Here is a 19,702-nt window from a genome sequence, read left to right as displayed (position 1 = left end):
AAATTTAGTTATTTTTGCAGAATGGCATGGTTCGAAACATGGTTTGATACCCCTTATTATCATATACTCTACAAAGACCGCGATTTTGAAGAAGCGGAAAATTTTATCTCATTACTGCTTAAAGAACTGCAGTTGCCCGCAGGGTCAAAAATCATTGATTTGGGTTGCGGCAAAGGACGCCACTCCGTTTTTCTGAATAAAGCAGGTTATGATGTGCTGGGTCTGGACCTCTCGAAAGAAAGCATTTTACACAACAAACAGTTCGAAATCCACCCTGAAAATGGTGACAGGCAGCCCGAACTTAAGTTTGCGGTTCACGATATGCGCGACGATATTTACCCGGCCGTTTCATCCGCTAAAGTGGATGCCGTACTTAACTTGTTTACCAGTTTTGGCTACTTTGAAGATGAAAATGACGACCGCAGGGTATTCCGTTCGGTCTGCAATACACTGAATGATGGAGGTTATTTTGTCCTTGATTTTCTGAATGAAACCTGGGTAAAGAAAACACTGGTACCTCAGGAAATTCAGACCAAAGGTCACATCGATTTCAATATTAATAAACGGATTGTTGATCAGCATGTCATTAAAGACATCAACTTTACGGACAACGGAAAGAAGCATCATTTCTATGAGAAGGTGAAACTTCACGAGCCCTCCGAGATAGAAGATTACGGCAGGGAGTTTGGGTTTGAGCTGGTTAAAGTTTACGGGAATTACCATCTTGAACCTTTTGATCCGGAAACATCTCCGCGCTGCATTAACGTCTTCAGAAAAAAATCGGACTGCTCCTCATTATGATAATTATCTTACTGCTCATCCTCAGTGTAGTGACCGGGTTTTTGCTTGGAAAATTCTTCGGTACCAAAGAAAAGTTTGCGAAAAACCTCCTTATTCTGAGCGCAGGTTTTCTGATTACCATCTGCGTGAACGAAGTGTTCCCCTCCGTATACACTGCAGATGTGGAAAATATCGGAATTTGGGTTATTGGCGGCGTTCTGCTGCAAATGGTTTTGGAACACCTTACAAAAGGCTTTGAGCACGGACATTTTCACCATCATTCAGAGCATGGCATATTGCCGATGGCACTAATCCTGGGAATGTTTGTACATGCTTTTATTGAAGGTTTTCCGCTGGCTTATGAAACCGATATGTTTTCGCCCTATCTGCAGGGAATTATATTTCATAATCTGCCCATCTCGTTTATTCTGGGAGCCTTTCTGTTCAAAAGCAAGAAATTTTCGCGCAACTCATGGGTAGTCATTACCCTGTTTGCACTGGCATCACCCCTGGGGATGATTTTTGGCGCTTATTTCGATCCGGAACTGCAACCCTATTTCATGGCTGTGGTAGGGGGAATTTTCCTTCATATATCTTCTGTGATTATTTTTGAAAGCAACAGAAACCACAACGTGAACTGGTCTAAGATTGGACTCGTCATTCTGGGTGTTGCACTTGCGATGCTGGGTCACAGTTTCCACCATCATTAAAAGAAATACTCCGGCAGAACCGGAGTATTTAATTTATGTTATGGCTTGTGTACTGCTTAAAACTTCCAACCCAGGGTAAGGAAAAGGTTGTTCTGACTGTTCTTCACGCTGGAAACCGCCGACACTTCTTCAGAGACATCAAAATTACCGGAATGATATCCGGTCGCATATCGGGGCGAACCGTTAACAACACTCCCGAAAAGGAAAGGATTGGAATATTCGGAATTCATGTTCTGGTACGCCAGGTCTATGTAAAATGACTTAAAATCATAACCTGCACCAAGTCCTACCGTGTTCCTGCTGCCCAGAATAAGATTATCAAAAGTTTGGTTGGATATCGCACCACTGTTATTGTATGCAGATAAAGTTACTGCATCAAAAGGATTACTCGCGTGTGCAAAACCACCTCTCAGCCTTAAAGCTTTAATCCGGTACTCCGCACCTACTTTAATTTCTGAACCCGATGTGCTGTGATCGTCAAAGAAATCATTTAACTCAGTTTCAGCCGGGCCCTGAACCTTATATTTTGGTTTAGTTAGACCAATACCATAATCAACATTCAGCGAGAAATTTTTATTGGGAACAAATGCCGCACTCAAGGTAGCTTTCAGCGGTGAAGTGAAAGTTCTGTCTTCCGCCAGGGTTTCATAGGAAATATACCCGTCCGCATCTGTGAAATAATCTGTGTAAACACGTTCAACCTGCCACCATGTGGGTGTTTCCAGAGCCGCACCTACACGGAACTGATTATTCAGTTTGCCTATGATACCTACACTGGCCGAAAATCCACTGCCAAGTTCACTGAAAGGCGTGTACTGTTTATCATACTGAGCCACCGAATTATCCAGATCCAGCCCGAACCTTGCAGTATCAAACTGCTCCAGATTGCTGGAATGGAAATTTAGTCCGGCACCTAGGAAAAGTGAATTATTATAGTTAGCCCCAATTCCCACACTCATTTTAGTCTGCAGCCCCGTGCGGTCATAGCCATGCCCCAGGAAACTCAGGTTACCGGCAAGCGGAGTGCCCATGCTGTCTTCCAGGTCTTTTGGAATGATGATGTTCGCATTCCCCGGCGTTTCGACGTAGGAATCCAGATTACGGCTGCTGATGTTCACCCCCAGGTTAACAAACTTCCAGGGAGTTTCCGTAAGCAACTGGAAGGAGGCAACACCGTTCGCATTCGTCAGATCCGCCATAGTATTACTGAATGAAGTAGACTGGTTCCCGGAACTGCTAACGTTTTTATAGTTGCTTAACCCCAGCGTTCCCCCAATATTACTTGAGATGGCCACTCCTAAACCTGCAGGGTTATTCAGAAGCGAGGTTGCATCGCCACCCAGTGCTCCAGCCGAACCTGCCATGGCGTTCCATTTGGCCGAACTGCCCAGCGAACTGTTTGAGTAAACATCTACTGTGTTTCTTAAAGTAGAGACATCCTGCGCCTGCGCAAAGAAAGCCGCAGCTACGGTAAAGACCGCTAAAGATTTTTTTATCATTGTTATTCTCTGTTAGTAAAATTTATCTCCCTCCGGAACGCATACCGCCACCGGTAGAGCCACCCGATCTGAAACCACCACCGGAAGATGAACTTCCACTGTTAAAGCCACCTGATCTGAAACCACCGTTTTCATTGGATCTGATTCGAGGCTCAGAAGTCCGCGGAGCACTTTGCGGATTATTCATATATGGTCTGTTTCTGGGAACGGAGCGAGGCTGTGTTTGCTGTATATCGCGGGTTTGAGTTGGTGTCCGGAACCGTGGCGTGTTATTCACCGGTTGCTGATTTGATATACGGCCCGACGCACCCTGGTTTCTGAAACCATTGTTGGCACCCTGCTTCAGAAGACCCTGTGATCCCTGGTAGGAGTTATATAACCTTCCGTTTGCACCGCTACGCTGGTAGCGATAGGTTGGTGCATAATAATAAGGGCTGTAAAATCCGTAATACGGAGAGGACCATCCATACGGATAAAAACCGTTGTACCATCCCCAGTTTGAATATGGGCTGAAACCCCAGAACGGGTCATACCAAGCCCAGGGCGAACCCCAGCCCCAGGACATTCCTACACGAAAACCATGCCCATAGTAAGGACTGTAGAAACCGAATGGCATCCCCCAGCCCCAATTATCCTGATAGAAATTGGTCTCAGAGCCTGCATAAACGCCCCAGTCCGAATCGGATACGTTATCGTCCCAATATTTACTGTTCTCCTGCCAGCTGCGCTCACGCACATCCTCTACTATCTGAGTGTCCGTGTAATCGTAATATTCACCTACCTGATTTCCACGGTTATCAAGCACCACACCTTCAGGCAGTGTGTCCCGGGCTGGATCGTAATACACTCCGTCGGTTTCACTGTAGCCGCCCATCTGTGTACCACAGGACATCAATATAAATCCACCCGCTACGGCAAGCACCATATTGGAGCGCAAGCTACGGGTCAGATTTTCAATTATATATTTTTTCATAGCATATAAAAATTTTAATTTTAAATATCTTTGCACCGCTTTTGCGGTCTCAAACGTAATTAATATCGTAAATATACGTGTTTATTTTAGATTCGGAAAAAGGTAAAAGTTAAATAGGGTTTTATAAAAATTTACGTAAAAAAATGGCAAAATTAACTTCGAGAGAACAGGATTACAGCAAGTGGTATAATGAATTGGTGGTAAAAGCTGATCTGGCGGAGAACTCGCAGGTTCGCGGATGCATGGTGATCAAACCATACGGATACGCGATCTGGGAGAAAATGCGCGATGAACTGGACAGGATGTTTAAGGAAACAGGTCACCAGAATGCTTATTTCCCGTTGTTTGTACCGAAAAGCCTCTTTGAAGCTGAAGAGCAGAATGCTGAAGGTTTTGCCAAGGAATGCGCTGTGGTGACTCATTACAGACTGAAAACCGACCCTAACAATCCGCAGAAACTTATTGTGGATCCTGAAGCCAAACTGGAAGAGGAACTCATTGTACGTCCAACATCCGAAGCTATTATCTGGAGTACCTATAAAAACTGGATCCAGAGCTACCGCGACCTGCCCATACTGATTAACCAGTGGGCCAATGTCGTACGCTGGGAAATGAGAACCCGATTATTCCTGCGTACAACCGAATTTTTGTGGCAGGAAGGACATACTGCACATGCCACCAGGGAAGAAGCGCTGGAGGAAACAGAAAAAATGCTTGAAGTTTACGCCACTTTTGCCGAAAATCATATGGCAATGCCGGTTATCCGTGGCATCAAGACGCCCACAGAGCGTTTTGCCGGGGCAGAGGAAACTTACTGTATTGAAGCCATGATGCAGGACGGTAAAGCCCTGCAGGCCGGAACCTCGCACTTCCTGGGTCAGAATTTCTCAAAAGCTTTCGATGTAAAGTTCACTAACCGTGAGGGTAAATCAGAATATGCCTGGGCTACCTCCTGGGGTGTGAGCACACGACTGATGGGCGCACTGATCATGGCGCACTCTGATGATTACGGTTTAGTGCTGCCTCCAACACTAGCACCGATTCAGGTTGTAATCGTACCAATATTTAAAGGAGAGGAACAGCTGGAAAACATCCGTACTGTTGCAAATGAAATTCAACAGAAACTTAAGGCAAAAAATATTTCCGTTAAATTTGATGATGATGATCAGAACAAACCGGGCTGGAAGTTTGCTGAATATGAATTGAAAGGAGTACCTGTAAGGATAGCCATGGGTGCCAGGGACCTGGAAAACCGTACCGTAGAGGTGGCACGCCGCGACACGCTGACAAAGGTAGTCCAGCCGATTGAAAACCTTGAGGTTTATATTGAAGAACTGCTGCAGAGCATACAGAAAGACATCTATAACAGAGCGCTGGACTATAAGAATGCGAACATTACCGAAGTAAACACTTTTGAGGAATTCAAATCGGTACTTGAAGAAAAAGGCGGCTTTATTTCTGCGCACTGGGATGGCACCGCTGAGGAAGAAGAGGAAATCAAGAATCTCACAAAAGCAACCATCCGCTGTATTCCTTTGGATGCTAAAGAAGAGGCTGGAGTTTCTCTGATCTCCGGTAAACCTTCAACCCGGCGCGTCATTTTTGCCAAGGCTTATTAATATCCTTAAGTTCTAAGCTTTCTCCCCGAGGCGAGCGTTTTTTGGCTGTTTTAAATTTGGATTAATTCTTGCATCATCCTGCGGATAAACATTAAAATTTAACTACTATGTCATTAAACATTCTTGATCTTATCAGAGGACAGTTAGGTCCTGCGCTCGTTACACAGGCTGCTACGCAGCTGGGAGAAAGTGAATCCGGAATTTCCAAAGCGATCAGTGGTCTGCTGCCTGCGGTAGTGGGTGGTTTTGCTAACCATTCTTCCAATCCTACAGTACTCGATTCGATTACGGGCTCTGCAAACAGTGGGCTGTTGGGCGACTTGCTGGGCGGGTCTGCGAACAACACTTATATTTCGAACGTATTGGCAAGTATTTTCGGAGACAAGGTTGCCGGCATCATCAATGCCATTTCAGGCTACGCCGGGATTGGTACAGGTACTACCTCCACCTTGCTGAATATGGTTACAGGAGCGACACTCGGCTCTGTGGGAAAATACGCTGCCGACAATAATCTGGACCGCAGCGCAATCTCAGGATTACTGTCTGATCAGAAAGGGATAGTTTCAACACTTTTGCCTGCGGGTCTATCAATGGCCAGCCTTGGATTAGGTGATTGGTTCGGAGACAGCTACTCCGAAAAAGCAGCTGCGACTGCCACTACCGCTACCGCTACCGAGCCTCACGTAGAGGTGACACGCGCCGGGGCCACCCACGTAAATGTAGACCGGGACGAAGTAAAGACGGAAGGCAGTTCCATCTGGAAATGGCTTCTTCCCCTACTTCTCCTGCTTCTCGTTGGATGGTTCCTGATGAAACAGTGTGATAATAAAGAAACCGTCACGACAACTGATTCCGATTCTACAGTGATAGTGGAGGACTCTGCAAACGTAATGGTGGACACAACAATGACGACGGCGGACCGTGGTGAAATGACAGCAATCGATCTTAACGGAACACCCTTGCAGGGTTATGCCAACGGTATGGAATCCCGCATGATCGAATTTTTACGTTCCGGAGGGTATACGAATGCCGCTGATGATGAAGCTTTGAAAACCACATGGTACGATTTTGACAATGTAAACTTCCAAATGGGATCTGCAACCGCTCTTGAGCCAGGCTCTGAAGGACAGATCCAGAATCTTGCGGAAATCCTGAAGGCATACCCTGATGCAAAAATAAAGATTGGTGGTTATACCGATAAAACAGGCGATGCCGCAACAAACAAAAAACTTTCTCAGGACAGAGCAGATTTCATTAAGTCTGAGCTTACAAAACTGGGTGTGGGTGCACAGGTAACCGGTGCTGAAGGTTACGGCAGCGAGCAGGCCGTAGTTGATGCCTCCGCATCTGATGCTGAACGAGCTAAAGACAGAAAAATGTCTGTAAGATTTACAAAATAGTAAGAAAACAGTTTTTATTTTATAACCGGGGCAAAATTTTTGCCCCGTTTTGTATGCTGAATTGAGAAATTTAGACATGTAAGTCTGGTCATACACATTCCGTGAGATAATACCTGCTCTCTTAGCGTTTTCAGGATCTCAGGATGCTGTGGTATAATGGGGAATATTATGACTCATTAGGCTGAATCTACCTCAAAATATAACAATCACTAAGTACAGAAGCGAAAAAAAACTATATTTGCTCCTGTTACAAATAATTTTTAATTTAACTATGGATACAACACAACCAACGCAGGGGCACCCAAAGGGTCTCTATTCCCTGTTTTTTACAGAAATGTGGGAACGTTTCTCCTATTATGGGATGCGCGCCCTGCTCACCATCTTCCTGACCGCAGAACTGGCAACCGGAGGTTTCGGACTGGACCGTGCAGAATCTCTTTCTGTTTACGGAATATTTACCGCTCTGGTTTACCTCACCCCTATCTTAGGTGGATGGTTTGCCGATAAGATCCTCGGTCAGAGAAAATCAATCCTTATCGGTGGTCTGGTTATGGCCATCGGGCAGTTTATGCTGGCTGCGGGAGCGGCAGGAGACATGATGGGCGACCTGGAAACAAGAAAGAATTTCTTCTATCTTGGGTTGGGTGTCCTGATCCTGGGTAATGGTTTCTTCAAACCAAACATCTCTACAATAGTTGGTGACCTTTATGATAATGATGACCCGCGTAAAGACGGTGCCTTTACCATCTTCTATATGGGTATTAACATAGGTGCATTCCTTTCTCCGTTTGTTGCGGGAACCCTTGGTGAAAAAGTAGGTTGGCCCTACGGATACCTGGCTGCCGGTATCGGAATGATGATCGGTGTGCTGTGGTTTTATGCACGCCGTAACACGCTTGGAGACAAAGGTCTGCCACCGGGATACAGAGAGAAGGGAATTACCAACCTTGTAGCTAAGGACTGGAGGGACATTATCGTGTACACGATCGCAAATGTAGCTTTTGTATTTGCCGTAATGTTTATCTGGAACAACACATCAGACCTTATCCATACCATTATGGTTTGGGTGCTGGGAATTGCCGGAACCGGATTCATTGCCCTTTCCATCTTTAAAGGAACCAATGGTTCAACAGAATGGACAAGAGTTTTTGTAATTCTGATCCTTGCATTCTTTAACATCGTTTTCTGGGCAGGTTTCGAACAGGCAGGCGGAACATTCAACCTTTTTGCACAGGAAAATACGGACCGTGTAGTAGGTGGGTTTGAGATCCCGACTACCTGGTTCCAAAACATTAACCCAATTGCCATTGTAACCCTGGCGCCTTTATTTTCACTGCTGTGGATCAAACTTGCAGCCCGCAAACTGAACCCAAGGACGCCGGTGAAATTTGCCTTGGCCATGTTTATTGGTGCCTTCGCCTTCTTTATTATGACTCAGGCGCAAAACAGCGCCGATGCCGGAAACCTGGTGAGTCCAATGTGGCTGGTAGCCGTTTACGTACTTCTGACCATAGGTGAGCTTATGCTGTCGCCAATTGGTCTCTCTATGGTTACAAAACTATCTCCGGGTAACATTACGTCCATTATGATGGGAGTTTGGATGGCCAGTTTTGCACTGGGTAATTATCTGGCAGCAACCCTGGAGCAAATTCTGGAAACCTATGACTTTTCGCTGTATCCGTTCATTACGGTACTTATGTTGATTTCCGGTGTCGCATTATTATTGCTTTCACCGATTCTGAACAAGTTCATGAAGGGTATTCATTAAGAAAATCATTCTATAATATGATGACCACCGGACTTCCGGTGGTTTTTTTTACTACATTCGTGCCAAATAAATCTTATGAATCTGACGCTGGAACAAATACAGGATTTCAAAGGAAAATATCCACGGCAAATATGGTCCCTGTTCTTTTCTGAAATGTGGGAACGCTTCTGCTTTTACGGAATGCGGGGAATGCTGGTTTTCTTTATGATCTCACAATTAAAGTTTGATGACGAGCAGGCTAATCTTCAGTACGGAGCTACCCAGGCCTTCGTATATGCCTTTACATTTGTAGGCGGTCTCTTTGCCGATAAAATTCTGGGCTTCAGGAAATCGCTTTTCTGGGGAGGTTTGCTGATGATTGTCGGGAGTTTGATCCTGGCCGCAAATCCGCATGATTTCTTTTTCCTGGGTATCTCATTTACCGTTGTGGGAACAGGATTCTTTAAACCCAATATTTCAACGATGGTGGGTAAACTGTACCGTGCCGGAGATTCGCGGACGGATGCAGGTTTTTCGCTGTTTTATGCCGGCATCAACCTGGGCGCACTCCTTGGAGGTTATATCTGTATAGCCATTGGGAAAGGCGAGATGTTTGCCAACATTATTCCGGAAGCACTTCGCTGGAATATTGCATTCGGCCTGGCCGCGGTTGTGATGGTCATCAGCCTCATCAACTTTATTTTCACCCAGCGCCGCCTGGGTCCCATTGGTCTAATGCCCCAGAGTTTGGCGGCCGACGGCACACTTCAAAGCCAGCCCCGTTGGAAAGTAGTTGGGACCTATATCCTGACCCTGCTTTTTGTACCGTTAATCATGATCATGGTCTCGGTTCCCCAGTACACTGATTATTTTATGTATACTGTGGGGCCGCTAACCCTGATCTATCTGTTTTATGAGATGGCGAAGGTGAATACCGCAGAGCGCAAAAAACTTTGGGCAGCACTTGTCTTCATTATCTTCTCCATCCTGTTTTGGGGAATATATGAACAGTCTGGGGGCTCATTAAGCATATTTGCCGCCAAGAACCTTAACCAGGACCTGCTTGGCCTGGATCCTAACGGCGTAAATAATTCCGGTGGTGCTTTCTTCATTATTTTTCTGGCACCACTATTAGGGCTGCTGTGGATCTGGCTAAGCAAAAGAAAACTGGAACCTAATACCGTTATAAAGTTCGGACTTGGCTTTATCTTCCTAGGGGCCGGTTACTACGTACTTTTTGCTACCAGATTCTTCGCGGACCTGCAGGGCATCACCTCACTTAATATTTTCACCATCGCATTGCTCGTCATCACCTTTGGCGAACTGTGCCTTTCACCCATCGGACTCAGTATCATGACCAAACTTTCAACCGAAAAGCTGCAGGGAATGATGATGGGTCTCTGGTTTCTGGCCTCCGCTTACGGACAGTACGTGGCCGGAATTATTGGTGCCGGCATGGCTACGGCCAAGGAAGGCTCAACCAATATGGACGCGCTCCTGGCTTATACAGAGGGCTACAGGCAGCTAGGCATTTATGCCGTTATAGCCGGTGTAATCCTGATTGCCATATCGCCGTTAGTGAAAAAGCTGATGCAGGAAGTAAGGTAATCCCATTTAACATTATCAGATTTTATACATCTAATATACTATGAGAAAGTTTGCCGCAGTGTTACTGCTTCTGATTTTTACCACAGCGTCAGCTCAGCTGAAATGGATGACTCTTGATGAGGCAATAGCCGCGCAGAAAGTCGCTCCACGGAAGATTCTGATTGATTTTTATGCCGACTGGTGTGGCCCCTGCAAAGTGATGGAGAAGAAAACCTATAACCATCCGCAGATTGCCGAATATCTGAACCAGAATTACTATCCTGTGAAATTTGATGCGGAAGGAAATCAGAAAATTAAAATGTACGGGCGCACCTTCAGTAATCCGGATTTCGGCAATAAAAAACGGCGCAATGCCATGCACGAACTTACGCAGTACATGAATGTAAACGCGGTACCCAGCGTTGTATTTCTGGACGAGCAGGCCAACCCTATTACGATGCTTCAGGGTGCGCTTACCGCCCAGGAACTGGAACCCTATATTTACTTCTTTGCGAACGATGAACATCTGAAAATCAAGACCCGAGAAGAATGGGAGAATTATCAGAAAAAATTTAAGTCAAAAATAAAAGACTAAAGTCCCCACAGACATCGATGAAAACTTGCTAAATAAGAAAGGCTTTCCATTTTTTTGGAAGTCTTTTCTTTTTTTCGGAAATTGTCTGGCCATCACCATGAATCAGCTGTCCTTAGATACCCCTGTAGAATATCTGAAAAGTATAGGTCCGGAACGTGCGAAACTGATCCGGAATGTTTTAGGCATTGCGACAGTTGCGGATTTCCTGAACTTTTTTCCGCTGCGCTATCTGGACAAAAGCAAAGTGTACCGTATAACGGATCTTACCGACAATTTGCCTGAAGTTCAGCTGAAAGGGCGTATCATAGAGGTACGAGAACTGGGCGAGGGCCGCAGCAAAAGACTTTCTGCAAAGTTTCAGGACGAGACAGGCACTATGGAACTTGTGTGGTTTAAATATTCGAAATGGCTCAGAGAACAACTGCCGGTAAACCGAACTGTTTTTATATTTGGCAAAGTAAATTTATTTAACAGCCAATTCTCCATGTCCCATCCGGAGATTGAAACTGAGGACATCAAAGAGAGGACTTCCGCAGTGGTACCGATCTATCCAGGCTCGGAAAAACTGAGCAAGCGGGGCCTGAATCAAAAGTTCTTTCAGAATATTCTGCGCGGCCTCTGTTCGCAAATTCCCCTGCTTCTGAGCGAGAATATCCCCGACTCTTTACGCCAGAGACTGAAACTGCTTTCCCGCGCCGACGCTTACCTGAATATTCATTTTCCGGCCAACCACCGAATCTGTGAGCAGGCAAGCCGCAGGATCAAATTTGAGGAGGCCTTTTTTTTCCAGCTGAGTTATGCGCTTAAGAAGCAGCACCATCAGGCCAATGCTGTGGGAAATCCATTTACGCTGGTGGGAGACTATTTTACCACATTTTACAAGCACTACCTGCCCTTCCCCCTCACCAATGCGCAGAAAAGAGTCGTCAGGGAAATCAGGATGGATATGCGGAGACCTGTACAGATGAACCGTTTGCTACAGGGTGATGTGGGCTCCGGAAAAACCATCGTGGCACTTTTAGCCATGCTTATTGCCATGGACAATGGCTTCCAAAGTGTGATGATGGCACCTACCGAAATTCTGGCCCAACAGCATTTCAATTCGCTAAAAGAACTTACCGAACCTGCCGGAATCCGTATCAGTTTGCTTACAGGATCAACAAAAAAGTCAGACCGAATATTGATTCATGACTCCCTGCTCAGCGGGGAACTTTCCATTTTGGTAGGCACACACGCAGTTCTGGAGGATGTCGTAAAGTTTAAAAACCTGGGGTTGGCCATCATAGACGAACAGCACCGCTTCGGTGTGGCACAGCGGGCACGTTTATGGGCCAAAAACCGGATTCCGCCGCATATTCTGGTAATGACCGCCACGCCCATACCTCGGACCCTGGCAATGAGTTTCTACAGTGACTTGGATGTATCGGTGATCGACGAAATGCCGTTAGGCAGGAAACCAATTATCACGGCACACCGCCGCGAAAAAGACCGGTTAAGTGTCTTCCGTTTCGCCCGCGAAGAGATTGCGAAAGGGCGTCAGGTGTATTTCGTTTATCCTCTGATTGAGGAATCCGAAACCCTGGACTATAAAAACCTGATGGAGAATTTCGACCATATCATGCAGTTTTTTGAGGAATGCAATGTCACAATGCTCCACGGCAGAATGAAGCCTAATGAAAAGGAAGAGGCCATGCAGTATTTTGCCTCCGGCAAGGCGCAGATCATGGTAGCCACCACGGTAATAGAAGTGGGGGTAAATGTGCCTAATGCTTCGGTAATGATCATAGAAAGTGCGGAAAGGTTCGGACTTTCGCAGCTTCATCAGTTGCGCGGTCGTGTGGGACGCGGGGCTGAACAGAGTTTCTGCATCCTGATGACATCAGACAAACTGACAAAGGAAAGCAGGACCCGCATAAAAACTATGACGGAAACAAATGACGGTTTTAAAATCTCGGAAGTGGATATGCAGCTCAGGGGCCCCGGTGATCTGCTGGGTACACAGCAGAGTGGAATCCTTGACTTTAAGAAACTGGACCTTACTACAGATGCAAATATTATACAGGCATCCAAGGACGCCGTGGCGGCCATTCTTCAGCAAGATCCGTTCCTGGCCTTGCCTGAGCACCAAAATCTAAAAAATTATTACCTGCTTCATTTCCGCAGTAAAACAAGTTGGGGGAAAATTTCCTGAGTCCTGAACGGAAGTCGCCTTACATCACTTTTCCTGCATCATAAAAAAAGCTGCCTGCACGCGGCAGGCAGCTCATTCTGTGATTTGGTGTAGCAGAAACTAAGCTCTGTTATTGTTATTTCCTCTGGCTACCAAAGCGATAATTACGATAAGTACCAGTGCGCCTATCACCCATACCAATGGATTAGACATCCAGTCGCCACCCATAGCATCACCCGGTTTTGATACGTCAACATCTACATCCAGGTCCGGGCTGGAATTCTGTGCGAATGCAATTGCTGAAAAGAACAGTGAGTAAACGAATAACTGCACTTTTGTAAATAAAGGAAATTTTGTCATAATAGTTTATTTTTAGGTTATAATTGAGATTAACGTGAATAGTCTTTTACCAGTTTTAGAAGAACAGCCAACACTGAGAAGAGAAACATGAAGTGAAATACTCCTCCAATGTCAAACAGCATGTAACCAATCATCCAGCTGAAAAATAAAACCGCCGCCATTATATACAGTATATTATCTTTCATTTTATATATATTGTCCAGTGCAAATATGCCTGAAAGTTTGAAGCATGATATTATAAAATTAGATTATATGTTTATACAGTTTGGTGCTTAAGTACCAATAACAGTTGTCTCACCTTCAATGAACAAATATCGCAAGGAGTCGTGGGCTAAATATTACATCATGAAGCGTAAAGCTTGCAGAATATAAGGAATGTGTTACTGTACAGGTAAATAAACTGTGAATACGGAACCTTCTCCCGGTGTGCCGTCAGCTTTGATGAAACCGCTGTGATTTTCAGCAATTTTCTTACAAATGGCCAGTCCGATTCCGGTACCCTCATATTCCAGTTTACCGTGCAGGCGGCTGAACAGGGTGAAAATCTTCTCGGCGTACTGCTGTTCAAAACCAATCCCGTTATCGCTGAATACCATTTTATAAAAATAATTTCCGGCCTTTACGGGCAGTCCCTCATCGCCGGATTCTACACGTCCCACAGTCACCTTTATTTCCGGTGTAACATTTTCGCGCGAATATTTTAATGAGTTACTGATAAGGTTGATGAAAAGCTGCTGGATTTGAAAAGGAACCACACTCAACACAGGCAGGCTTTCTGTTTTAATTACCGCTTTCTTTTCCTCAATAGGATGATGAAGTTCTTCCAGCGCATTATACATAAGTTGGTTCAGGTCCGCAGTCTCAAATACCTGTTCGGCGCTTGTGGTGCGGGAGAACTGCAGCAGGTCCTTAATTAACAAACGCATACGGCCCGAGGAGGACTCAATCCGCTCCAGATACTGCTTACCTGTATCGGAAAGACGGTCATATTCCTTGTCTTTCAGCCGGCTTATAAAGGTTTGAATCTTGCGAAGCGGCTCCTGCAGGTCATGACTCGCAAAATAGTTAAAGGCCTGAAGTTCTGTATTTTTGGCTTCCAGTATCCTGTTTTTTTCTTCAATGTCATTCTTGGCCAATACTTCCTCTGTTGCGTCCTGTAGTATAAAAAGGAAATAATCGCCAAGCTCCGAATCACGGATGATTTTACAGGTCACATCAATATAAAGCAGCTTCTTATCGGTATTGCGCAGAATACGAAAGGTAAAAGGTGAGATATGCTGAAGTTCAGCTATAGCTGCAATACGGTCTTCAACCATCCTGATATCCTGTGGATGTACGGTTTTAAGAAAGGAACGTGGGTGATGGTCAAAATCCTCGGCTTCAAAACCGAAGAGACGTACCAGATTATCAGAAAAAACAAACCGGTTGTCTTCCAGAATCCACTGCAGCGTGCCGAACATACCAATCTTTTCCGCCTCCTCAAAGGTTTTGTTGGCCACATTGAGATTGATATTCCTGTCGGTAAGGATGGCATTCACTTTTTCAAGCTGCAGCTGATTTTCAATCTCACTGCTCACATCCATGGTGATGCCCAGCAGAATTTTTTCGTCATTAGGCGACAGTACCGATTTCCCCACCACGTGAAGGTACTTCACCACACCATCTTCCCTTACAATACGGTAGCGGAAGGGTGCCATATTACCGTTCTGTACCATTTCCGCATATTTGGTGCGTACCATTTGCAGGTCATCCCGATGAACATTGGTCATAAAACTGCCGTAATCTGCCTTGAAAGCCTGCGGTTCATACCCTAAAAGACGGTATTGGTTATCAGAATAATAATAGGAATCGCTTTGATAATCCAGAATCCAGATTCCGTATCCGCCCACTTTTTCCGCAAGCTGAGCCGTATCCAGGCTGACCTGAAGGTCATAATTGAGTTTTCGCTGGTTCTTGATATCTGCATTAACCTTATAAAAGATAAAAATAAGAAGACCCAACGCGAAAAGTGAAATAAGGTAAAGATAGAACGGGGTCGATTTCTGGCTGAACATGAAAGCGGCTTTACGGCTTTCGAGCAGGTGTTTTTCATCCTGCAGCATCTGTTCTATTTTGTCATTGATACTGGCCATTACGCGCTGGCCGGTCATAAGTGATTCCTTCAGCGCGTCCATTTCGTCATAGGAAAGATGGGTGTCGAAACTTTCGGATACAATATCATATTTGTACCTGATCATCAGTTTCAGACTGTCCATATTTTCACGCTGTCCCGGGTGCTCACGGAAAAAAGTATCCAGATCAGCAAGCAAAGTGTTTATTTCCTTCATTTTGGCCGAGACCGTTTGCCGTGAGGTGGGATCATCGGTCAGGATAAAATTGCGCCTTTCTGTTTCAATGTCTTTCAGGTTGGAGTAGATCCTTTCCAGTTTAACCGACACTTCATAACTGTCCGTCATCCAGTCCGAGTTTTCAGACTGACGTTCGAGATGCTTATAAGTTACAGCCATCAGAAAAAACATAAGGGCGGTTGCCACAATAAATATTACTGTGAGCAGGAAGGAGGACCGCGTCCGGAAGAGTTTGTTCATCTTCACATTCTGAGCAGGAAATTGTCTTTGTTAAGTCCCGAAGTCTGATACTGCCAGTTAATGGTTACGACATCGGAAAGCACTTTCTTAAGGGCTCCGAAATCGCTGGGTTTCTTGATGTAAATATTGGCTCCTTTTACAAATGTCTCCTCAATATGCTCTTCCGAGGAAGATGTGGAATAAATGGCAATGGCAATATTGGACAGTTTAGGGTTGTTTTTAATCTCTTCCAGGCACTCGATACCGTTTTTCTTCGGCATATTAAGGTCCAGAAATAGAATTTCGGGCAGAACCGCATCATCGCCGTTCAGATAATCCATGAGTTCAGCGCCATCGTTATACGTGCGGACTTTCGTATTTATCTTGAGTTCTTCAAATGCATCCGTAAAAAAAAGCCTGTCATCTTCATCGTCATCCGCCAGGATGATGTGCATATATTCTTTAACCATTTCTGTTGTATTTATTTTAAGTTGGCCAGTTCGCGCCTCTTGGCAATGATTTTCTGGAACTGGGAAGGCGTAATGCCGGTGGTATTCTTGAATTGGGTACTTAGGTGAGCCACACTGGAATAATTCAGTCGGTAAGCAATTTCCGTAAGTGTAAGTTTATCGTTCACTATCAGCTGTTTGGCATAATCGATTTTCTGCATAATAATGAAGTTCTCTATGGAAGTGTAGGTAACCTCGGAAAAAAGATTGGAGAGATAACCGTAACTGTGGTTCAGCTTCTCTGCCAGATAAACCGAAGCCTTCACATGAACATCTTTCTCGGAAAAAACCATGTCGTAGATCACATCCTTGATTTTCTGCACCAGGGCTGATTTCTGGTTTTCAATAATCTCAATACCATACTCATTTAACGATTCCGTAAGCTCCTTCATCTGCTCCTTTGGAATCTGTTCCAGAAACTCCACTTCGCCAAAACTCAGTATACGGTACTTCCATCCTTTTTCGCCAAGTTTTTGATCCAGTACGGATTTGCAGATGGTATTAAAATCAAATTTGAGATAGATTTTCATTGTATGAGGAACTATTTATATGGGTAAAGATAACAAATTTAAGCTTAAATGGCTGCGCGAATGCTATGAGAACCAGGCTTCAAAATAAGGTTTCCCACAGATTCTTCTGCAGGAAACCAACGATAGATAAAAAAGAAAAGTAATTTGAGTTTTTTTAATCGACAGTGACATAATAATTATCGCCATAATCTTTACGGACAGTAATGTGGTAACGGCGTTTGAGCAGTTTATAAACTTTTTTACAGTGGGATTTCAGGCGGCTGTAATCACGGTTGAAATCGTCAGATGAGAATACCATCCTGTGGATATCCTTTTCATCAAGGTGCAGTTCCCGGTCATAGTTCACCTTTGCGATACCAAATTTCTTGTACAGTGAAACAAAATAATCTTCAAAAACTTCTAACCTGTTCATTCGTTCTTCTGTTAAACAATTACCTTACAAAAATGCGTAATTATGAACAGCAGGTCTTTACAGAATTATAAGCGCCTTTTATAATATTAAAGTTTGGGGACTCTCATAGGAGGTGGCGGCGGCTGATAACTGATTTCCGTAAAACCATTCAGAAATTTCTGTATTTCCGGAAATTTCGCTTCGAAATCCTGCTGCATGGTGTAAGCTACCACCATCGCAAAACCCGAATCATTTATAAAATAATAACCGGCATATTCAAAATCCAAACCTTTAAGGTTGGCTATATAGCGCAGATAAAGCATCCTCCTGCCGTTTACTGTACGGTATTCGGATTCCTTCAGCCGGAAATAATCGGTTGCCTGCCTGACGTTGGAAATCACAACATCCTTCACAATCCGAAGGTTGGGAATCCTGGAGCGGTCGGCAGTCAGTGTTGCAAAAATATGGTCGGGACCTATAAACAGATACTCAATATTCTGAAGACCGCTGGCCGCAGTTTTCCATTTTTTGGGATCATGGTACACCGCAACATTCAGGTTGGCACTCTGTACTGAAAACGTTGCTTTGGCATCGCGGGTAAATTCAGCCTTATTCTGTACAATTGTTTCGAGCGCAGTACTGTCGGACTCATGGACGAAACGCCATGTCCTGTCATCCAAAAGAACAACTTCTTTTCCGGATTCAGTAACGGCCTTCTGTATCTGCGCATTCAGCGGCAGGAAGCTCAGCCAGCAGAGCAGGATAAGGTTTCTTTTCATTAACTAAATTTAAACAAAAAATTCCATCAGTACATCATCCATAACGAATCCGTTGCCGATATCAAAAACCCCATCATCGAAGACGGTAAATCCTTGGGTCGTGTAAAAACCGCGGGCGGGATTGCCTTTGTTTACATTCAGTATGATACGTGAATTTCCGTAGCTACGCACTTTTTCTTTTAAGAAGTCAAGCGCCCGTTTGCCGAATCCCAGGCCTTTGCATTCCTGCAGAAGATAGATCCGGTGCAGTTTGGTGGTGCCGGGTTCAAAATCATATTCGAATCCCAAAAAACCCACCGGCTTGCCTGAGTCCCGGATTATATAGTAGGGGTAGGTGGTCTGCGAGAAATGGTTCTGAAGTTCTTCTTCGGAATACATCATTTTAAGCATGTACTCTATCTGGTCAGGACTTAGAAGATTTCGGTAATTATCCCGCCACGAGGCTTCTGCCAATTTCCGGATTGTTTGAATATCAGTTTGTGATGCTTTTGAAATTTTTATCATGATGCTGCAAATAAAAAATGGGCCGGAGCCCATTTCTCAGTCTAGATATTTTTCATTTCGGCTTTTATGCGGTGATGCAAATCATCGGACGCCGGTATGAGGGGTAAACGCAGATGGTTTTTCACAATTCCCATTTCAGCGAGTACGGCCTTGATGCCACACGGGTTTCCTTCAGCAAAAATAAGCCGCGTTATATTTACAAGACGGTTATGAATCTCATAAGCCTCTTTCACTCTGCCGTCAAAGGCCAGCTGCACCATGGTAGAGAATTCCTTAGGATATGCCTGTCCGATCACCGAAATTACACCCACTCCACCGGCGAGGGTGACCGGCAGGGTAAATTCATCGTCACCTGAAAGCAACCCGAAACCATCCGGCTTCTGTCTCAGGATATCAAAATACTGCAGGATATTTGGCGCCGCTTCTTTAATCATGAACAGATTCGGAAACTCATTGGCCAGACGAAGTGTGGTTGAGGCCTCAATATTTTGGCCGGTCCGTGAAGGAACATTATAGATGATAATCTGTTTACCGGTTTCAGCCAGCATCTTAAAATGCTGATACAGACCTTCCTGGCTGGGTTTGTTATAATAGGGAGATACCGAAAGTACCGCTTCAAATTCAGTGAGGTCGGCCTCTTCAATCTGCCTTTTCACTTCCATAGTATTATTACCGCCAATACCGAGCACGAGCGGTACTCTTTTACGGTTCGTTTTTACAACATGACTGATGACCTGCTGCTTTTCCTCCTCACTCAGGGTGGCGGCTTCAGCCGTGGTTCCCAATACAACCAGGAAGGAAGTCCCGTTGTCAATATTGAAATCTACAAGCTTGGTAAGCGAATCAAAATCTACTGATAAATCTTCATTGAACGGTGTTACCAATGCCACCCCAACTCCTTTTAGTTTGCTCATGCTTTAAAATTTTAATGTCTCAAATTTACACCTTTCAGGCAATAATTTTCGTTAAATAAAGTGAAAAT

At 44.7% G+C, this 19,702-nt stretch carries 19 protein-coding genes; 8 read left to right on the top strand and 11 right to left on the bottom strand.

What is annotated here, in order from left to right:
* The first annotated feature begins 21 nt into the window (after positions 1-21).
* A complete protein-coding gene (locus F7R58_RS03185) occupies positions 22-801 on the top strand; it encodes an SAM-dependent methyltransferase (protein ID WP_158063513.1) in 780 nt (259 codons plus the stop codon).
* Positions 798-1,490 carry a ZIP family metal transporter gene (locus F7R58_RS03180; protein ID WP_410493609.1) on the top strand — a complete coding sequence of 231 codons (693 nt, stop codon included), beginning with the start codon at positions 798-800 and terminating at the stop codon, positions 1,488-1,490. Before F7R58_RS03185 ends, F7R58_RS03180 begins: the two co-directional genes overlap by 4 nt.
* Before the next feature lie 56 nt (positions 1,491-1,546).
* Here the strand turns inward: F7R58_RS03180 and F7R58_RS03175 are convergent, their stop codons facing one another.
* The gene (locus F7R58_RS03175; protein ID WP_158063512.1) at positions 1,547-2,989 is read right to left on the bottom strand and encodes an OmpP1/FadL family transporter; all 1,443 of its coding nucleotides are present in this window, start codon (positions 2,987-2,989) and stop codon (positions 1,547-1,549) included.
* A 22-nt stretch (positions 2,990-3,011) separates the two neighbouring features.
* Complete coding sequence (locus tag F7R58_RS03170) at positions 3,012-3,962, bottom strand: prolyl-tRNA synthetase (protein WP_158063511.1); 951 nt, start codon at positions 3,960-3,962, stop codon at positions 3,012-3,014.
* 143 nt (positions 3,963-4,105) lie between these two features.
* Here F7R58_RS03170 and proS point away from each other — a divergent pair, with 143 nt between their 5' ends.
* The 6 genes from proS (at position 4,106) to recG (ending at position 13,101) form a co-directional block, all read left to right on the top strand.
* Complete coding sequence (gene proS / locus F7R58_RS03165) at positions 4,106-5,581, top strand: proline--tRNA ligase (RefSeq protein ID WP_158063510.1); 1,476 nt, start codon at positions 4,106-4,108, stop codon at positions 5,579-5,581.
* A 107-nt stretch (positions 5,582-5,688) separates the two neighbouring features.
* The gene (locus F7R58_RS03160; protein ID WP_158063509.1) at positions 5,689-6,981 is read left to right on the top strand and encodes an OmpA family protein; all 1,293 of its coding nucleotides are present in this window, start codon (positions 5,689-5,691) and stop codon (positions 6,979-6,981) included.
* 271 nt (positions 6,982-7,252) lie between these two features.
* A complete protein-coding gene (locus F7R58_RS03155) occupies positions 7,253-8,749 on the top strand; it encodes a peptide MFS transporter (RefSeq protein ID WP_158063508.1) in 1,497 nt (498 codons plus the stop codon).
* Positions 8,750-8,824: 75 nt separating this feature from the next.
* A complete protein-coding gene (locus tag F7R58_RS03150; protein WP_158063507.1) occupies positions 8,825-10,336 on the top strand; it encodes a peptide MFS transporter in 1,512 nt (503 codons plus the stop codon).
* A 40-nt stretch (positions 10,337-10,376) separates the two neighbouring features.
* Positions 10,377-10,910 (top strand): thioredoxin family protein, encoded by a 534-nt coding sequence (locus F7R58_RS03145; RefSeq protein WP_158063506.1) that lies wholly within the window; start codon positions 10,377-10,379, stop codon positions 10,908-10,910.
* Between the two features lie 106 nt (positions 10,911-11,016).
* Positions 11,017-13,101 carry an ATP-dependent DNA helicase RecG gene (gene recG / locus F7R58_RS03140; protein ID WP_158065362.1) on the top strand — a complete coding sequence of 695 codons (2,085 nt, stop codon included), beginning with the start codon at positions 11,017-11,019 and terminating at the stop codon, positions 13,099-13,101.
* A gap of 99 nt (positions 13,102-13,200) precedes the next feature.
* Here recG and F7R58_RS03135 read toward each other — a convergent pair whose 3' ends face one another.
* From F7R58_RS03135 to dapA, 9 genes are all read right to left on the bottom strand, one after another.
* Complete coding sequence (locus F7R58_RS03135) at positions 13,201-13,440, bottom strand: hypothetical protein (protein ID WP_158063505.1); 240 nt, start codon at positions 13,438-13,440, stop codon at positions 13,201-13,203.
* Positions 13,441-13,469: 29 nt separating this feature from the next.
* The gene (locus F7R58_RS03130) at positions 13,470-13,625 is read right to left on the bottom strand and encodes a lmo0937 family membrane protein (RefSeq protein ID WP_158063504.1); all 156 of its coding nucleotides are present in this window, start codon (positions 13,623-13,625) and stop codon (positions 13,470-13,472) included.
* Between the two features lie 195 nt (positions 13,626-13,820).
* On the bottom strand, positions 13,821-16,028 hold the full coding sequence (locus F7R58_RS03125) for a PAS domain-containing protein (RefSeq protein WP_158063503.1): 2,208 nt from the start codon (positions 16,026-16,028) through the stop codon (positions 13,821-13,823).
* Positions 16,029-16,030: 2 nt separating this feature from the next.
* The gene (locus F7R58_RS03120; RefSeq protein ID WP_158063502.1) at positions 16,031-16,477 is read right to left on the bottom strand and encodes a response regulator; all 447 of its coding nucleotides are present in this window, start codon (positions 16,475-16,477) and stop codon (positions 16,031-16,033) included.
* 11 nt (positions 16,478-16,488) lie between these two features.
* On the bottom strand, positions 16,489-17,046 hold the full coding sequence (locus F7R58_RS03115; RefSeq protein WP_158063501.1) for a helix-turn-helix domain-containing protein: 558 nt from the start codon (positions 17,044-17,046) through the stop codon (positions 16,489-16,491).
* Positions 17,047-17,200: 154 nt separating this feature from the next.
* Complete coding sequence (locus F7R58_RS03110) at positions 17,201-17,458, bottom strand: hypothetical protein (RefSeq protein ID WP_158063500.1); 258 nt, start codon at positions 17,456-17,458, stop codon at positions 17,201-17,203.
* Between the two features lie 86 nt (positions 17,459-17,544).
* On the bottom strand, positions 17,545-18,216 hold the full coding sequence (locus F7R58_RS03105; protein ID WP_158063499.1) for a hypothetical protein: 672 nt from the start codon (positions 18,214-18,216) through the stop codon (positions 17,545-17,547).
* 9 nt (positions 18,217-18,225) lie between these two features.
* Positions 18,226-18,720: a GNAT family N-acetyltransferase gene (locus F7R58_RS03100; protein WP_158063498.1), complete on the bottom strand. Its 495-nt coding sequence runs from the start codon at positions 18,718-18,720 to the stop codon at positions 18,226-18,228.
* 41 nt (positions 18,721-18,761) lie between these two features.
* Entirely contained in the window at positions 18,762-19,634 is an 873-nt protein-coding gene (dapA, locus tag F7R58_RS03095) for a 4-hydroxy-tetrahydrodipicolinate synthase (RefSeq protein WP_158063497.1), read from the bottom strand.
* Positions 19,635-19,702 lie beyond the last annotated feature (68 nt).

Source organism: Chryseobacterium sp. (genome assembly GCF_008831505.1).
GTDB lineage: Bacteria > Bacteroidota > Bacteroidia > Flavobacteriales > Weeksellaceae > Marnyiella.
Note: the sequence above shows the minus strand (reverse complement) of the source record. Positions and strands in the feature narration are given on the sequence as shown.

Bases quoted from the DNA above. Each gene is read 5' to 3' on its own strand.
- F7R58_RS03135 (WP_158063505.1), bottom strand. From the start codon at position 13,440: ATGACAAAATTTCCTTTATTTACAAAAGTGCAGTTATTCGTTTACTCA.
- F7R58_RS03125 (WP_158063503.1), bottom strand. From the start codon at position 16,028: ATGAACAAACTCTTCCGGACGCGGTCCTCCTTCCTGCTCACAGTAATA.
- F7R58_RS03115 (WP_158063501.1), bottom strand. From the start codon at position 17,046: ATGAAAATCTATCTCAAATTTGATTTTAATACCATCTGCAAATCCGTA.
- proS (WP_158063510.1), top strand. From the start codon at position 4,106: ATGGCAAAATTAACTTCGAGAGAACAGGATTACAGCAAGTGGTATAAT.
- F7R58_RS03150 (WP_158063507.1), top strand. From the start codon at position 8,825: ATGAATCTGACGCTGGAACAAATACAGGATTTCAAAGGAAAATATCCA.
- F7R58_RS03155 (WP_158063508.1), top strand. From the start codon at position 7,253: ATGGATACAACACAACCAACGCAGGGGCACCCAAAGGGTCTCTATTCC.
- F7R58_RS03175 (WP_158063512.1), bottom strand. From the start codon at position 2,989: ATGATAAAAAAATCTTTAGCGGTCTTTACCGTAGCTGCGGCTTTCTTT.
- F7R58_RS03160 (WP_158063509.1), top strand. From the start codon at position 5,689: ATGTCATTAAACATTCTTGATCTTATCAGAGGACAGTTAGGTCCTGCG.
- dapA (WP_158063497.1), bottom strand. From the start codon at position 19,634: ATGAGCAAACTAAAAGGAGTTGGGGTGGCATTGGTAACACCGTTCAAT.
- F7R58_RS03180 (WP_410493609.1), top strand. From the start codon at position 798: ATGATAATTATCTTACTGCTCATCCTCAGTGTAGTGACCGGGTTTTTG.
- F7R58_RS03185 (WP_158063513.1), top strand. From the start codon at position 22: ATGGCATGGTTCGAAACATGGTTTGATACCCCTTATTATCATATACTC.
- F7R58_RS03130 (WP_158063504.1), bottom strand. From the start codon at position 13,625: ATGAAAGATAATATACTGTATATAATGGCGGCGGTTTTATTTTTCAGC.
- F7R58_RS03120 (WP_158063502.1), bottom strand. From the start codon at position 16,477: ATGGTTAAAGAATATATGCACATCATCCTGGCGGATGACGATGAAGAT.
- F7R58_RS03145 (WP_158063506.1), top strand. From the start codon at position 10,377: ATGAGAAAGTTTGCCGCAGTGTTACTGCTTCTGATTTTTACCACAGCG.
- F7R58_RS03105 (WP_158063499.1), bottom strand. From the start codon at position 18,216: ATGAAAAGAAACCTTATCCTGCTCTGCTGGCTGAGCTTCCTGCCGCTG.
- F7R58_RS03100 (WP_158063498.1), bottom strand. From the start codon at position 18,720: ATGATAAAAATTTCAAAAGCATCACAAACTGATATTCAAACAATCCGG.
- F7R58_RS03110 (WP_158063500.1), bottom strand. From the start codon at position 17,458: ATGAACAGGTTAGAAGTTTTTGAAGATTATTTTGTTTCACTGTACAAG.
- F7R58_RS03170 (WP_158063511.1), bottom strand. From the start codon at position 3,962: ATGAAAAAATATATAATTGAAAATCTGACCCGTAGCTTGCGCTCCAAT.